Consider the following 14,483-nt stretch of genomic DNA (forward strand, 5'->3'; position numbering starts at 1 on the left):
AAAGATGTTGTACACTAACGCATACTTAAAGGACTGACAACACAAAACACTGAATTTAAGTTTGCTGCCGTAAACACAAATGATCATATTAACTATGAGCGCCATGCTTTGGCTGTCCACATTGATGAGTTGGTTAGTGATGCTCTCGGAATTTAGCAGACTCTTCCAAAATAAAAAGTTGATTCAATAGCATGAATTCTCTTAAATCTTCATGGATATCGCCATCTGGTTCTTGATGAGCACGTCGATTTCTGTAAGCCATAAAAACACTTGAAAATAGTGTCGCGCGTCCTTTAACCTCACTTCCATCTAGGCCATCCCAGTATAAAGGAGCATCGTCACCCTGAAATGCTTTAGAGAATAGCTTCGCCCCAGTTTCCTGAGTTAGACCAGATTTGTCTTTGATCAAGCGCTCTAATAATCTATAACCTGCTAATAGAGCATTGTCTGGATTTGTTTTAAATGAAAAAGCAATTTCATGTAAGCGAGGGTCTAGCAATGACAGTGGGACCTCTGCAGGAAAGTATTGCATTATATTTAATTCAGGATAGTGCCGTTCATAAATATAATCATACCATCGATGAGGTATGACAGGGTGTTGTTCTGATAACCATTTTAGGTCTTTTTCGGAAAGCGCTGATTTATCTACTCTTTCAATGAGTTCACAAGGGACTAAATATTCATAAATTTCTTGAGTGAATTTTTGGAGTGTTGATAATACGTAAGAGAAAGATCTTGGGCCTTCTCCAGAATAGCCTGATGTAAATCCAGACTTTATTGCAATGGTTACATCGGAATCAACGTTCAGTAGAAGAACATGATGACAGTCGTACCCACTTCCTGAAGTTAATATTTTAACTTCATTTATTTGTCTTCCGAAGTGAATAATTTCTACAACTGCATTTATGCAGTGTCGTGAAACTCCACATCTTCCTCGATATTCTATATCTGCTAATTTTATCATCATAATCCATTATATCTACTGAATGTATAACTGTAATTAGATAGTGAATGTAATTAGGTGTGCCATAGAGCTCTATATAAAGCCAAGAAACCATCTAAATAATCGCTACGAAATTTAATTTATAGCAATTATATTGTTGGCCTACCTTTGGCGCTAAATATGTTTATTCGAAACTTGCCTTTGGCTCCGCTTACCCACTGAGCAAAAATACACTTAAGGGGCGGCAATGGAAAGAGCCACCCGGCCTCCTCTTCATAAACAAGTCAGTAGTGTGATCGAGGTGACATATCAGAAGTGCGGGGTAATGCCGATGTGCCTCGCCTTTTGCCACAGGCTCGATCAGCAATTTGCCGGGGGCGAACCCGACCTTGCAGAGGATAGGGTTGCCACCCTCTGAGGCAGGTCACTGAATCGGGTGCGCTGGCGTGGTTAAATGGTCAGCTCACATCTTGCCGGATATTGCTGTGACCATGCCATCTGACCTTCAGCCGCTGCTCGCTTGGCCTGACTATCTGCAGGCATCCTGGCTGCGCTGCGCTCACCAGACCAGTGCCACCCTCTGGCATCCGCCCCACAGCGCCAAGGGGCAGACCTTGCAGAGCCTGCGCCAGCGCAAACGGGACCTGCTCACCACCGGCGAGATGGCCCTCGAGGATCTCTACGAATTTATGGAGGGGCGCCCCTGTGCCCTGCTGCTCACCGACGAGAGCGGCTGCCTGCTGGCCCGGACCGGCCACCCCGATACCCTGCGCGAGCTGGCGGCGCTGGGGTTTGGCCCCGGCGCCTTTTTCAGCGAGGGGCGCATCGGCACCAATGCCATCAATCTGGCGGCGCTGGAGGGAGTGCCGCTCTGCGTCAGCGGCCCCCAGCACTTCAACCAGACCCTGCACCCATGGCACAGCTGCGCCAGCCCGGTCTACAACAGCAATGGCCGTCAGGTCGCCATCATCGCTTTGATCTGCAAGGTGGAGGAGGCGAGCGCCGGCGATCTGGCGCTCACCGTCAGTGCCGGGCGCGAGCTGGCTCATCTGCTGCAGATGGAGACCCTGATGCAGGAGTCCCAGCATCACCTGAGCGAGCTTTACGCCCTGCTCGATGGTATGGATGACGGCGTGCTGGCCTGGGACCCGCAAGGGCGGCTGCGCTACCTCAACGCGCTGGCGGCCCACCGGCTGCGGCTCGATCCCGCGCTCTGTCTCGGCCAGCCGCTGGAGCAGCACCTGCTGCTGCCCCAGCGGTTGCAGCTGGCCATCAGGGGGCAGACGCCACTGAGTCATGTGGAGGTGACGCTGGAGCGGCTCGGCGCGCAGGAGGGGGAGTTTATCAATGCGCTGGTGAGCCTCAAGCCGCTGCCGGGGCCGGAGGGGGTCAGCTTTATCGCCCTGCTGCACCCGGTCGATCGGCTGCGGGCCATTCACCAGCTGCGCCAGACGGTGCCCGAGCTGTCGGCGCTGGTGGGGGAGTCGAGCGCCATGCGCAAGCTGCTGCGCTATGCCCGGCAGGCGGCCCAGAGTCAGGGGCCGATCCTGCTGCGCGGCGAGGAGGAGGTGGGCAAGGCCCAGCTGGCGGAGGCTATTCACTTTGGCAGCGAACGGGCCACCGGGCCGCTCATTACCCTCAACTGCAAGGCGCTGCCGAGCGAGCGGATGGCGCTGGAGCTGATGGGTTCCGACGAGGCGGGGCAGGAGCGGGCGGGCAAGTTCGAGCTGGCCCACGGCGGCACCCTGGTGCTGGAGCAGGTGGAGTGTCTCTCTGCCCCCATGCAGGCGGCGCTGCTGCAACTGCTCAAGACCGGCCGCATCCAGCGCTTCGATTCGGCCCGCATCCTGCCGCTCAAGGTGCGGATCATCGCCACCAGCAGCGCCCCGCTGGAGCAGCTGGTGCAGGAGGGGCTGTTTGGCCGCCAGCTGCTCTATGCCTTGCAGGCGTGCGAGCTGTGGCTGCCGGGGCTGCGGGAGCGCGCGGCGGATCTGCCGGGCCTGATCAGCCAGCAGTTGGCAGCGCAGGGGCGCGAGCCGGTACGCCAGTTCAGTCCGGCGGCCCTCGATTGTCTGCTGGCCTATCCCTGGCCCGGCAATCTGGGGGAGCTGCGCAGCGCCGTCGAGCATGCGCTGCTTCACGCCGGTCAGGGGCCGATCCCGCCCGAGGCGCTGCCCGCCGCCATTCGCCACGGCTATCAGCGGGTGGCGGACGAGGTGGTGGGACAACCGCTGCTCACGCTGGCGGAGCTGGAGCGGCAAGCCATCTTGCGCTGCGCTCACGCCTGCAAGGGACAGGTGAGCCAGATGGCCCAGCATCTTGGCATCAGCCGCACCACCCTGTGGCGGCGGCTCAAACTGCTCGAGATCGATCCCGCCGACTATCACGGCTGACGGCGAGCCGTTGCGAACCGGCCCGCAGAAAATGAAAAGGCCCCGCAGTTGCGGGGCCGTGTTATATGGCAGGTCAGTGGTGGCGTGGTTACAGCCCCAGCTGGTGGGCGGTGACGATGGCCGCCAGCACATCCTCGGCGGTGACCTTGAACGGCATGTTATGGATGGTTTCGCCCTCGGCAGTGGAGGCTTTGGCCACCTCCATCAGGCGCGCCATATCCAGCTCCTTGACCCCCATCATATGCAGGTTGGTCGGCAGGCCCACCGAGCGGCAGAAGGCCAGCACGGTTTCGATCTCCGCCATCGGGGCATTCTCCAGCACCAGCTGCACCAGGGTACCGAACGCCACTTTCTCACCGTGGTAGAGGTGGTGGCACTCGGCCAGCTGGGTCAGGCCGTTGTGGATGGCATGGGCGGCGGCCAGACCGCTGCTCTCGAAGCCGATACCGCTCAGATAGGTGTTGGCCTCGATGATGTTCTCCACCGCCTTGGTGCAGAGCCCCTGCTCCACCGCCAGCTTGGCCTTGTAGCCGTCGGCCAGCAGAGTCTTGTAGCAGAGCTCGGCGATGGCTTGCGCCGCCAGCGTGGAGGCGCCACCGGCCATGGTCTGGCAACCGGAAACCTTGTTGGCGCGCGCCTCGAAGTAGGTGGAGAGCGCATCCCCCATGCCGGAGACCAGCAGCCGCACTGGAGCGCGGGAGACCACGCCGGTATCCATGATGACCATATTGGGGTTGGTCGGGATCATCAGGTATTCGCTGAATTGCCCTTCCGGGGTGTAGATGACCGCCAGCGCGCTGGTGGGGGCATCAGTGGAGGCTATGGTCGGCACTATGACCACCGGCACCTTCTGGTAGAAGGCGACCGACTTGGCGGTATCCAGCGTTTTGCCGCCGCCGATGCCGATGATGACGTCAAACGGGGTCTGCTGGCAGCGGGCCAGCAGGCGGTCGATCTCGGGGCGGGAGCACTCGCCGTTGAAGCAGTCGAACTCGGGCTTGATACCGGCGCCGTGGAAGCTGGTGGCCACGGTATCGCCGACCAGCTTGGTGACGAAGGCGTCGGCCAGAATAAGCGGCTTGCTGCCGAGCGCTTTGACGTAGTTGCCGATATTGGCGAGGGCCCCGTTGCCTTGCACGTATTTGCTGGGGCTGATGATGATGCGGTCCATATTTTATCCCTCTCTCTTTATGAATTAAGAATCGGGGCGAAGGGGCGGCAGTGCCGGGGACTCCTTCGTCTTGAATGGTGCTGCACAGGCTCAGCGAGCGAGTGCAGCCCCTTGAAGCAGTGGCGTCAGTCGCCGAAGCGCTCGGCGGCCAGCTGCTGGAAGCAGGTCAGGGCGGCGGTGGCATCCTCGCCGCGCGCCAGCAGGGTGAGCTGGTCGCCCTGACGCACGTTGAGCATGGCGAGCCGGGTCAGGCTACGGGGATTGGCCTCTTTGTCCCCCTTTTGCAACTTGAGTTCAGCGGCAAAGGGCTTGAGGGCGGCCACCAGCCGGGCGGCGGGGCGCACATGTAGGCCGTGGGGGTTATCCACCACCACCTCACAGCGCAGCCAGCCGTCGTCGGCAACGGGGGCGGTCTCGGTGGCGGCCTGCGCCGCGCTGGCAGGCAGCATCGCCTGTTTTGGGCCCAGCGCGCCGAGCGCCTCGGCGGCCACCTCATCCAGCGTCAGGCCGGAACCGGCCGCCACCACAGCGGCCAGAGTGCCCTCGACCAGCGGGGCGGGGCAGAGCCGCACCCTCGCGCTCAGCTCCGGGGGTAGCAGTTCGAGGGCGGTCTCGGCGCTGAGCAGAGCGCTGCCCAAGTCCATCAGCACCAGCACACCGCTGCCGTCATCCGCTTCTTCAATCGCACTCATCACCGCGATGGCATCGGTGCCGATGGGGTGGTCGGGGTCATCGACCCCGGCCGCCAGCAGCAATCGGGCCGGGCTGCCGAGCTGGTCGGCCAGCGCTTTCAAACCGGCCGCCAGCATGGCGCTGTGAGAGACAACTACGATTCCGATCATGTCACAACCTCGCTCTGTCACGCAGGGCAGTCAGCAGCAGCAGGGTCGAGGTGGCCCCGGCATCCTGATGGCCGATGCTGCGCTCGCCAAGATAGCTGGCGCGCCCCTTGCGGGCCTGCATCTGGATGGTGGCCTCGGTACCGGCTGCTGCGGCCGCTACTGCCTTGTCCAGCGCTTCATTGAGGGGCAACTCTTGCTGCTGTGCCTGCTGCAGGGCTGCCAGAGCCGGCCACCAGGCGTCGCACATGGTCTTGTCGCCCGGCTCGGCACGGCCGCGGGAGACGATCCCCTCCACCCCGTCGCTCAGCATCTTGCACAGCTGGCTGAGGCTTAGGCTCTGGCAGGCATCGCTGCTGGCCGCCGCCCGGATAAAGAAGGTGCCGTAGAGCGGGCCGCTGGCACCGCCGACCGAGGAGAGCAAGGTCATGCCGGTGGTTTTCAGTACCTGCCCGATATCCTTGTCCGCTACTGCCGGCAGCTTCTCGGCCACCTTGGCGAAGCCGCGTTGCATGTTGAGGCCGTGGTCGCCGTCGCCGATATCGGTATCCAGCGCGGTGAGGTAGTCACGCTGCTCGGTAAAGATGTGTTCGCAGTCGAGCAGCCAGTTGACGATGTGGTGTTTGCTTAGCATGGCTATCGGCACTCCTTAGCAGCCGCGACGCAGGGCTGGGGTGTGAACGGGGGCATCCCACAGGGTCATCAGTTCGTCATCCACCTTGAGCAATGTGATGGAGATGCCGGTCATGTCGAGGGAGGTGCAGTAGGGACCGATCAGGTTGCGCACCAGATGGATGCCCGCCTCTTCGCACAGGGTGGCAAGGCGACCATAGACGCCATAGAGCTCGGAGATGGGGGTGCCGCCCAGGCTGTTGACCAGCGCGATCACCCGATCGCCCTTGTTGAGCGGTTCGATAAAGGTGTGCTCTTCCTGCCAGCTGCCGCTGGTGCGATCCCAGTGGCGCAGGGTGCGGCCATAGGGGGTGTTGTCAGCAAGCTCGCTGAACATGTCGTCCACCAGGGTATTGAGGTCGGTGAAGGGGCGACGTTCGATGCCCGGTTCGCCGTGGATACCGACGCCGAATTCCAGCTCGTTGTCCGCCAGGGTGAAGGAGGGCTTGCCTGCGGCCGGCACGGTGCAGGCATGCATGGCCACGCCTATGGTGCGGCTCTGGTTGTTGATGCGACGGGCCAGCGCCTCGCAGCGCGCCAGATCGTAGCCCGCCTCTGCGGCGGCACCGACCAGCTTCTCGCACAGCACGGTCGTGGCAACCCCACGGCGACCGGCGGTGTAGAGGCTGTCTTTGACCGCCACGTCGTCATCGATCAGGGCGAAGCCCACCTTGACCCCGTCGCCGTGCAGCAGCTCGACCGCGGTCTCGAAGTTGAGTACGTCGCCGGTGTAGTTCTTCACCAGAAACAGCACGCCCGCGCCGCCATCAACGGCCTGACCGCACTCGTACATCTGATCCGGGGTGGGGGAGGTAAAGATCTCGCCGGGGCAGGCGCCATCCAGCATCCCTTTGCCCACCAGCCCGCCGTGCATCGGCTCGTGGCCGCTGCCACCGCCGGAGACCAGCGCCACCTTGCCCATCACGGGGGAGTCGGCGCGGGTGATGTAGTGGGGTTCGATACGTACCTTGAGCTCCGGGTGGGCGGCTGCCATCCCCATCAGTTGTTCACGGACCACGGCATCGACGGCATTGATCAGTTTCTTCATGGCTCACTCCTTGGCTTGCCACCGCTCGGGTGGGCAAATGGTTGATGGAGCCAGTCTAACGACAGAAAAAGGGATAAAAATGACGGGCGATTTGGTTCGGATTTGAAACAGCAGAAGGGGTATGGGTGTTTCAATCTGAAACGGCGCAGGGCTGGCGGGCGGGAAACTGTTAGCTGACTCACAGCCATGAAAAAGGGCCCCGCAGGGCCCTTCGCTATAACCGGAATAAAACGGACGGGTTAGATGGCCCAGCCACCGGCATAGAAGATCACCAGCGCCAGGGCGATGATGACGGTGCCGATGTTCAGCTTCTTCCACTCGGCAGCGAAGATGCGGCCAACGACCAGCGCCACGAAGCCCAGCATGATACCGGTCACGATGTTGCAGGTCAGCACGATGAAGACGGCGCACAGCATGCCGGCGAGGGCATCGACCGAGTCGCTGAAGTCCAGCTTGGTGACGTTGCCCAGCATCAGCAGACCGACGTACATCAGGGCTGGTGCGGTGGCGTAAGCCGGTACCAGATAGCTGAGCGGGGAGAGGAAGATCATCAGCAGGAACAGCACGCCGACCAGCGCGGCGGTCAGACCGGTCTTGCCACCGGCCGCGGTGCCTGCGGCGGATTCGATGTAGACGGCAGCCGGAGCACCACCTACGGCGCCTGCCACCATGCTGCTGACGGAGTCGGCAGTCAGGGCCTTGCCGCCGCTGATGATGTGGCCACGTTCGTTGATGAGGCCTGCCTGACCGGCCACGGCACGGATGGTGCCGGTGGCGTCAAACACGGCGGTCATCACCAGCGCCAGTACGGTCGGAATGACTACCGGATTGAGGGCGCCCAGCAGATCCATGCTGCCTACCAGAGAGCCTTTCTCGCCAGTCAGGCTCGGCATGGCGAAGAAGCCCTGCCAGGTCACTTTCGGGTCGAAGATAAGGCCGAGGATGGAGATGGCGATAATCACCATCAGGATTCCGCCTGGCACCTTGCGACGCTCCAGACCGAAGATGGCGGCCAGACCCAGCACCGTCATGATGACCGGGAAGGCGGTCACTTCACCCAGCTGAACCGGCAAACCGGCCCCTTCGTTCTTGATCACCATGCCGACGCCGTTGGTGGCGATCAGCAGCAGGAACAGACCGATACCGATGCCGGTGCCGTGAGCGATGCCGGAGGGGAGGTTATCCAGGATCCACTGGCGCACGCCGGTGACGCTGATCAGGGTAAACAGCACACCCATCAGGAAGATGGCGCCCAGCGCGACCGGAATGCTCAGTCCCTGACCCAGTACCAGACTGAATGCGGTAAAGGCGGTGAGGGAGATGGCGCAACCGATAGCCATTGGCAGCTTGGCCCACAGCCCCATCAGCAGGGAGCCGAAGGCGGCGATCAAGCAGGTGGCCACAAACACCGGGCCCTGCTCAAAGCCGGCGGCACCCAGCATGTTCGGCACCACTATGATGCTGTAGACCATCGCCAGGAAGGTGGTCAGCCCCGCGACCAGCTCCTGGCGCACGCTGCTGCCGCGCGCAGAAATGGAAAAATAAGAGTCCAGAAAGCCGCCTGTCCCTGTTTGGGCGGCCATATCTTGCTTTGCCATAACTAATCCTGAAAGTGTGAAGGAAATCGTTTGCGTTGGTGGCGCGCAAAATAGCAAGAATTCGCGGCAAATACAGCGGATAACCTGACTTTTTCGTCACTATTTTACATTTTGAGTCCATTCGGAGCTCATTGTGAGACTCAAGCGGTGAGAGCGTGTAAGGCAGGGATCAAGCGGTCGGGGGAGGGGAGATCAGTGAGGAAAAAGCGGGGAAAAACAAAAAACCCGCCGAAGCGGGTTTTTTTAAATTCTTGCAGAGCTGTCAGCAGTTGGCATAAGCCATCAGCAGCATGCTCCGGCTTGAATTACAGACCAACTACGTTGGCAGCAGCCGGGCCTTTCTGGCCTTGCTCGATGGTGAACTCAACGCGCTGACCTTCGTCCAGGGTTTTGAAGCTGGTGGACTGGATAGCGGAGAAGTGTACGAACACGTCTTTGCTGCCGTCAGCCGGGGAGATGAAACCAAAACCTTTCTCAGCGTTGAAGAACTTAACGGTACCAGTCATTTTGTTAGACATAATAATTTCCTTAAATAGTGTTGAATGCCACCTAAATGGCAATTTTTGATTTTTCGTCAGCAATACGTATGGGGAGCACTAAAGAAGGAGAATTATTTGATAAGAATTATCCGAGGATAACGCTTATGCTAATCACTGCTTTACTAAAATGACTGCCTAACATAATCAGGTCTGAACTGCCGAACCATCGAGAAAGATTAAAACACGCTCTCATTTTTAAAGCAAACTTTATCTCGATATTAATGTTTTGTAACAGCCAAAAATATCATTTTTTATAGTAAACATGATGCATTTCAACGGCATAGAAAAATCAGTGCAGACTCATATCACCCTGTGGCAAGCCAGATTCGGCTTTTTTGTCCTGACTATGTAGCCAGTTCTGGCAAAAAATATGAGAAAAAATGAAAAGCTGGCGATAGATGGGGATTGTCAGTTGTCGTTCTCTCTAACTCACAATGTAAATCACTTCTTTGCTGCTGCGATTAGCTTCTGAGCGGCAAATCAATGGCAGCGCCAAATCTGGCGCATCGAGCATCGCCCAGACATGCAAACGCCCGCATGCACCAAGTGCCAGCGGGCGTTTTGCAAGAAGGGATCAGCGCTTGCTGCGAAACTTGTTGCTGACCGAATCAATCCAGCTGAAGGTTTCCGGCAGTACCTGATTCTTGGCACGCTCTTTGGCTTTCTCGCGAGCCAGCTTGGAGGCTGCCTTGGCCGCTTCGGCGCGGTCGGCCACAATTTTCAGGCGACCCTCTTCGCGGATCTTGTTCCGCTCTCCGTTGGTCAGCTGGTGGTCTGCATTGGCTTGTGCCTTTTGCAATAACAAGGCTATCTCGGCTTTTTCGGCCTCGGTCAGATCTTTCATTTCCAGCTTTTTCACGGCGCGCTCCTGCGGCAGGGTGGTTAGATGTGTAAACCCACCAGGTTGTTCACAGATTGAAGACGACTGATGGGGGGCTGGTAGCCCAGACTGGCATGAGGACGATGCCAGTTGTACTCATGCAACCACGGTTGCAAGTGCTCTGCCCGTTGCTCTGACGAGTCATAGCTCCGTGCATAAGCCCACTCACGCAGGGCGGTCTGAATGAAGCGCTCTGCTTTGCCATTGGTTTGTGGTGTGTAAGGCTTGGTGCGCAGATGCTTGAGCCCCAGCCGACGACACAGCTTCTGGAAGCGTTTCGACCGGTAACAGGCTCCATTGTCCGTGAGTAGCCGACTGAAACAAATGCCGAGCCCGGCGTAGTAGCGAAGTGCCTGTAACAGCGCCAGGCAGGCACTGCGTCCCGTTTCATCAGGATGCAGAGCGCTGAACGCCACACGGGAGTGGTCATCAATCGCCACATGAACACACTCCCACCCTGCGCCGCGTGAGTCCTTGCTGCGGTCGCCGGTGATACGATGGCCGGGACGGTGGAAACGCCCCAACTTTTTGATGTCCAGATGCAGCAAGTCACCCGGTTTCTCATGTTCATAGCGTTGTACTGGAACAGCTGGGGCCAGATTGGCCAATCGATGAAGTCCCATGCGCTGCAAGATGCGGGCGACAGTACTGTGCCCTATGCCCAGATATTGGCTGATGTGCCGATAGGTCCGTCGCTGCTTGCGCAGTTCGATAATCCTCTGCTGGCGCTGGTCATCAATGGCATGAGGGCAAGATGCGGGTCGAGAAGAGCGATTGTACAAACCATCAGGTCCCTCCTGGCGATATCGAGTGAGCCACTTGTAAGCGGTGCGGATACTGACCCCGGCAGCGTGAGCGGCCTCTTCAACGCGCAGGCCCTGCTCAAGGATACGCTGGACAAGAAGCTGTCGACCAAAGACGGTTAATCGGGCATTTTTATGATTGTTCACTCGGGCACCTCGGATGATTGGTTTGGTTGGTGCCTCCAATTCTCCGGGAATGCCCCGAGTGAACAACCTACAGAGAGATCACAGTTAGACACCCTAACACAGTTGTGCCGATCACTTCTTATGCAATCGGCTTTCCGGCAGTAAAAATGCGGGTTTGTGCCAACTTTCTGTTATTTCGCGGCCACTTTCCCGCCTGTTTGCCACATTTCAATTTATGGCGAGCGGTGAGGGCAGCTCTTGCTCCTCCGGCTCGACGTGGATCAGCACGATGGCGTGGGGCAGTTGCTCCATGATGGCGTGTTCGATGCGATCACAGATATCGTGGGCTTCGCCGATGCTCATCTCCGGGGGCAGGGTGAGGTGGAAGTCGATATGGCGACGACGACCGGCACGACGGCTGCGCAGATCGTGAAAACCGCTGGCAGCAGGGCAGCATTCGGTGATGATGCGGCTGGTCATTGCCAGCTCTTCCGGGCTCATGCTCTGGTCGATCAGCGGCTGGAAGGCCTCGTTGAGCATGCTGATCGCCTCTCTGACAATAAAGATGGCGACCGCAATGGCGACCATCGGGTCGAGGATGGCGAGTGAATGGCCGAACAGACCGGCCAGCCAGATCCCGCCAAGACCGACGGCGACCCCGGTGGAGGTGAGCACGTCCGCCTTGAGATGAAGCGCATCGGCAGCCAGCGCGACCGACTCCTCCTCTCGGGCCACCTTGTAGAGGTAGGCAGAGACGCCGCTGTTGACCAGCGCCGAGATCACCATCACCAGTACGCCCCAGCCAATGCTCTCGATGGGGCTGGGGGTGATCAGCTTGTCGACGGCTTCGAAGATGATCCAGCTCGCGGCCAGCAAGATAAGCAGTGCTTCGATGACGCCGGAGACATTTTCAATCTTGTCGTGACCATAGGGGTGGCGCTCATCAGGCGGGAGATCGGACTTTTTCACCGCGAACAGGGCGATCAGGGCCGCCACCAGATCCATGGCGGAGTGGATCGCCTCCGAGATGATACTGACCGAGCCGCTGGCGAACCCGGCCACCATTTTCATGATGATCAGACTGATATTGGAGCAGACCGACACCATGGCGGCTCTGGTTTTTCTGTTCATGTCACAGCTTCCTGAATAAAAACGGATATTTCGGTGCGGCGCGTATTATATCCGGCTGACCGGAAATAACCTATTCGGTGTTGTAACCTGATGTTTCCGATGATATTGCGAATGCTTATTAAAATGGTGACCTCTTGCGCGGCAATAAATAATGAGAGGGATTTATATTTCTCCGTGAAAATATCTAGCCAACGATGACTTAATATAAGCGTGACAACATTTAATAATGCGAATTACTCTTTTTGGGTCTTTCCTGTCGAGGTCGTTTGGCCTCCCCTCTCAAGGGGCTGCGCGCGACATCTTTTGGACGAGAATGAGGCTGGATCCGGATGCCGCTGGAGGGTATGCTGGGTCTGGTGATGGTCTTGCACCATCCCACCAAGCGTACTGAAGTTGATGATTCGGATGGCATGCTGGCTCCCATGAGGAACCAACTGTCTGGGTAACATTTTTGGAGTTTGATGATGAGTAACAAAGAACATCACAACGGCAAAGATGCCAAGAAAAAACCGCAGATGTCACTGAAAGAGAAACGCGAAGCCAAACGTCAGAAAGCAGAACTGAAAAACGGCAGCGCAATGAAGTAACGCTCCCCTACTGCTGTTCCTTCGGAGCCAGTACAAAGCCAGCCCTTACCGGCTGGCTTTTATGTTTGTGGCTCACGGCGTGGCGCCGTAAGCCGCGAAAATCTGGTGATAACGACCATCCTGACGCATCGCCTCAAGGCGCTTATCAAACAGATTGCGAGCATCGGCCGTTCGGAAGGCAAAGTGATAGACGGTGGGCGGGAAGAGGTCTGCTTGCCTGACCTGATTGCGCTCGTAGTGCTCGCCTGCCTGGGCGGTGGCAATCAGCTGGTCGAGGTAGTAGTAGAACACCCGCTCCTCCAGTACGACGGCATCTACCCTGCCGCGCATTAGCTGATGTACCTGCACCTGCTGCTTGGCTACCTCCTCATAGTGGGGATTCTGGTTGGCCATGGTGGCGAACGCGCCCCCCAGAATGATCCTTGCCCGTTGAAAGGCGGTGACCCGTTTTGAATGCAGGTCGTCCAGAGTGCTGATGTGGGTGCTGCGCAGGGTGAAGATCCGGTTATGGAAGGTGATAACTGGCTGGGTCAGAACGTGAGGATCAACCATACCGGGTCTGACGTTGATGATGGCATCCAGCTTTCCTGACTCGAACAGGCGGAAGGTACGCTCCAGTGGCAGAAATTCAAAGCTGGGCTCATAGCCGCTGCCAGCGAACGCCTCTTTCAGCAGATCCAGCTCAATGCCACGCTGATTACTTTCGATGACATAAGGGGGGATGGCAAAGCTGACCCCGACCTTGAGTGGCGTTGCCAGCAACTGGCCGGAGAGCATGCTGGTCAGCATTAGCAATAAAGGGGTGAGCAGTTTCATTGCACTTTTCACAAAGCGCTCCTGTGGAGGATATCCATCACTGTAGGGGAGGCAACCATAAAGCGTTATATCCCTTTCGGGCTGAGAGGTTCAGCCTGAGTGCATAAAAAAAGACCCTGAGTTATCAGGGCCTTTTCAATATTCTGTTCTTAGAACGGGATATCGTCGTCGAAATCCATCGGCGGCTCGTTATATACCGGCGGCGCAGATTGCGGCTGCTGGGCAGGACGGCCATAACCGCCTTGCGGCTGCATATTCTGCTGCGGAGCCGGTGCCGGGCGCTGCTGATTCATCGGCTGCTGGGCAGGCATGCTCTGCTGCGGCTGACCCCAGCTACCCTGGGATTGGCCACCCATGTTCTGGCCCATGCCCTGACCGCCTTGCGGACGACCACCCAGCATCTGCATCACGCCAGTGAAGCTGTCGACCAGCACTTCAGTGGTGTAGCGCTCCTGGCCGCTCTGATCTTGCCATTTACGGGTCTGCAGTTTGCCTTCCACATAGACCTGGGAGCCCTTCTTTAGGTACTCGCCAGCCACTTCGGCCAACTTGCCCATGAAGACGACGCGGTGCCATTCGGTACGCTCTTTCTGCTCACCGGTCTGCTTGTCGCGCCAGGTTTCGGAGGTAGCCAGAGTAATGTTGGTCACAGCACCGCCACTCGGCATGTAGCGTACTTCCGGGTCTTGCCCGAGGTTACCGATCAGAATGACTTTATTGATGCCTCGACTGGCCATAATCTCTCTTCCACCTTTATATTCCGGTCAGGCAAGGCCTGGACCCACTAAATAAGTTACCGCGCTTTTTTCATGACCATGTCGTTATCATATTGAACAGCATGGTTTTTCTATAACCGTTGCAGCAATCAGAGTGCTCGTTTCGCGTGTTCTGATTCAGGTTTAGCCCCCAATAGTAACAGTTGATCACTCTGCGGGCG

Annotated in this window: 14 protein-coding genes; 2 read left to right on the forward strand and 12 right to left on the reverse strand. The window is 58.1% G+C overall.

Going from position 1 to position 14,483, the window contains the following annotated elements:
- Nucleotides 1-133 precede the first annotated feature (133 nt).
- Entirely contained in the window at nucleotides 134-964 is an 831-nt protein-coding gene (locus ACTG1K_RS23815; RefSeq protein WP_440004678.1) for a TIGR02391 family protein, read from the reverse strand.
- A gap of 470 nt (nucleotides 965-1,434) precedes the next feature.
- On the opposite strand from ACTG1K_RS23815, the gene dhaR reads away from it, so the two are divergent.
- Entirely contained in the window at nucleotides 1,435-3,336 is a 1,902-nt protein-coding gene (dhaR, locus tag ACTG1K_RS23820; protein ID WP_421284426.1) for a dihydroxyacetone kinase operon transcriptional regulator DhaR, read from the forward strand.
- Between the two features lie 88 nt (nucleotides 3,337-3,424).
- Here the strand turns inward: dhaR and ACTG1K_RS23825 are convergent, their stop codons facing one another.
- From ACTG1K_RS23825 to ACTG1K_RS23865, 9 genes are all read right to left on the reverse strand, one after another.
- Entirely contained in the window at nucleotides 3,425-4,507 is a 1,083-nt protein-coding gene (locus ACTG1K_RS23825; protein WP_167557495.1) for a glycerol dehydrogenase, read from the reverse strand.
- A gap of 125 nt (nucleotides 4,508-4,632) precedes the next feature.
- Nucleotides 4,633-5,349, reverse strand: coding sequence for a dihydroxyacetone kinase phosphoryl donor subunit DhaM (dhaM, locus tag ACTG1K_RS23830; RefSeq protein ID WP_042032198.1), 717 nt, complete (start codon nucleotides 5,347-5,349; stop codon nucleotides 4,633-4,635).
- Nucleotide 5,350: 1 nt separating this feature from the next.
- On the reverse strand, nucleotides 5,351-5,980 hold the full coding sequence (gene dhaL, locus ACTG1K_RS23835; protein ID WP_021231630.1) for a dihydroxyacetone kinase subunit DhaL: 630 nt from the start codon (nucleotides 5,978-5,980) through the stop codon (nucleotides 5,351-5,353).
- A gap of 15 nt (nucleotides 5,981-5,995) precedes the next feature.
- A complete protein-coding gene (gene dhaK, locus ACTG1K_RS23840; protein WP_005340163.1) occupies nucleotides 5,996-7,066 on the reverse strand; it encodes a dihydroxyacetone kinase subunit DhaK in 1,071 nt (356 codons plus the stop codon).
- A 239-nt stretch (nucleotides 7,067-7,305) separates the two neighbouring features.
- Nucleotides 7,306-8,664: an NCS2 family permease gene (locus tag ACTG1K_RS23845; protein WP_440004677.1), complete on the reverse strand. Its 1,359-nt coding sequence runs from the start codon at nucleotides 8,662-8,664 to the stop codon at nucleotides 7,306-7,308.
- 305 nt (nucleotides 8,665-8,969) lie between these two features.
- Nucleotides 8,970-9,182 carry a transcription antiterminator/RNA stability regulator CspE gene (gene cspE, locus ACTG1K_RS23850; RefSeq protein WP_005316548.1) on the reverse strand — a complete coding sequence of 71 codons (213 nt, stop codon included), beginning with the start codon at nucleotides 9,180-9,182 and terminating at the stop codon, nucleotides 8,970-8,972.
- Nucleotides 9,183-9,777: 595 nt separating this feature from the next.
- The gene (gene yjbD, locus ACTG1K_RS23855; RefSeq protein WP_005340165.1) at nucleotides 9,778-10,062 is read right to left on the reverse strand and encodes a DUF3811 domain-containing protein; all 285 of its coding nucleotides are present in this window, start codon (nucleotides 10,060-10,062) and stop codon (nucleotides 9,778-9,780) included.
- 23 nt (nucleotides 10,063-10,085) lie between these two features.
- Nucleotides 10,086-11,033, reverse strand: coding sequence for an IS481 family transposase (locus ACTG1K_RS23860; protein WP_440006056.1), 948 nt, complete (start codon nucleotides 11,031-11,033; stop codon nucleotides 10,086-10,088).
- A 207-nt stretch (nucleotides 11,034-11,240) separates the two neighbouring features.
- Nucleotides 11,241-12,143: a cation diffusion facilitator family transporter gene (locus tag ACTG1K_RS23865; RefSeq protein ID WP_440004676.1), complete on the reverse strand. Its 903-nt coding sequence runs from the start codon at nucleotides 12,141-12,143 to the stop codon at nucleotides 11,241-11,243.
- A gap of 464 nt (nucleotides 12,144-12,607) precedes the next feature.
- On the opposite strand from ACTG1K_RS23865, the gene ACTG1K_RS23870 reads away from it, so the two are divergent.
- On the forward strand, nucleotides 12,608-12,730 hold the full coding sequence (locus ACTG1K_RS23870) for a hypothetical protein (RefSeq protein ID WP_005306071.1): 123 nt from the start codon (nucleotides 12,608-12,610) through the stop codon (nucleotides 12,728-12,730).
- 72 nt (nucleotides 12,731-12,802) lie between these two features.
- Here ACTG1K_RS23870 and ACTG1K_RS23875 read toward each other — a convergent pair whose 3' ends face one another.
- Together ACTG1K_RS23875 and ACTG1K_RS23880 are read right to left on the reverse strand one after the other, a co-directional pair.
- On the reverse strand, nucleotides 12,803-13,546 hold the full coding sequence (locus tag ACTG1K_RS23875; protein ID WP_270820893.1) for a substrate-binding periplasmic protein: 744 nt from the start codon (nucleotides 13,544-13,546) through the stop codon (nucleotides 12,803-12,805).
- Between the two features lie 149 nt (nucleotides 13,547-13,695).
- Entirely contained in the window at nucleotides 13,696-14,283 is a 588-nt protein-coding gene (locus tag ACTG1K_RS23880) for a single-stranded DNA-binding protein (RefSeq protein ID WP_058059298.1), read from the reverse strand.
- Between the last annotated feature and the right edge of the window lie 200 nt (nucleotides 14,284-14,483).

The sequence above is a fragment of the Aeromonas sp. 102P genome (assembly GCF_051920345.1).
Taxonomy (GTDB): Bacteria; Pseudomonadota; Gammaproteobacteria; order Enterobacterales; family Aeromonadaceae; genus Aeromonas; species Aeromonas veronii.

Bases quoted from the DNA above. Each gene is read 5' to 3' on its own strand.
- ACTG1K_RS23815 (WP_440004678.1), bottom strand. From the start codon at position 964: ATGATAAAATTAGCAGATATAGAATATCGAGGAAGATGTGGAGTTTCA.
- cspE (WP_005316548.1), bottom strand. From the start codon at position 9,182: ATGTCTAACAAAATGACTGGTACCGTTAAGTTCTTCAACGCTGAGAAA.
- dhaL (WP_021231630.1), bottom strand. From the start codon at position 5,980: ATGCTAAGCAAACACCACATCGTCAACTGGCTGCTCGACTGCGAACAC.
- dhaM (WP_042032198.1), bottom strand. From the start codon at position 5,349: ATGATCGGAATCGTAGTTGTCTCTCACAGCGCCATGCTGGCGGCCGGT.
- ACTG1K_RS23825 (WP_167557495.1), bottom strand. From the start codon at position 4,507: ATGGACCGCATCATCATCAGCCCCAGCAAATACGTGCAAGGCAACGGG.
- ACTG1K_RS23875 (WP_270820893.1), bottom strand. From the start codon at position 13,546: ATGAAACTGCTCACCCCTTTATTGCTAATGCTGACCAGCATGCTCTCC.
- ACTG1K_RS23880 (WP_058059298.1), bottom strand. From the start codon at position 14,283: ATGGCCAGTCGAGGCATCAATAAAGTCATTCTGATCGGTAACCTCGGG.
- dhaR (WP_421284426.1), top strand. From the start codon at position 1,435: ATGCCATCTGACCTTCAGCCGCTGCTCGCTTGGCCTGACTATCTGCAG.
- ACTG1K_RS23870 (WP_005306071.1), top strand. From the start codon at position 12,608: ATGAGTAACAAAGAACATCACAACGGCAAAGATGCCAAGAAAAAACCG.
- dhaK (WP_005340163.1), bottom strand. From the start codon at position 7,066: ATGAAGAAACTGATCAATGCCGTCGATGCCGTGGTCCGTGAACAACTG.
- ACTG1K_RS23845 (WP_440004677.1), bottom strand. From the start codon at position 8,664: ATGGCAAAGCAAGATATGGCCGCCCAAACAGGGACAGGCGGCTTTCTG.
- ACTG1K_RS23865 (WP_440004676.1), bottom strand. From the start codon at position 12,143: ATGAACAGAAAAACCAGAGCCGCCATGGTGTCGGTCTGCTCCAATATC.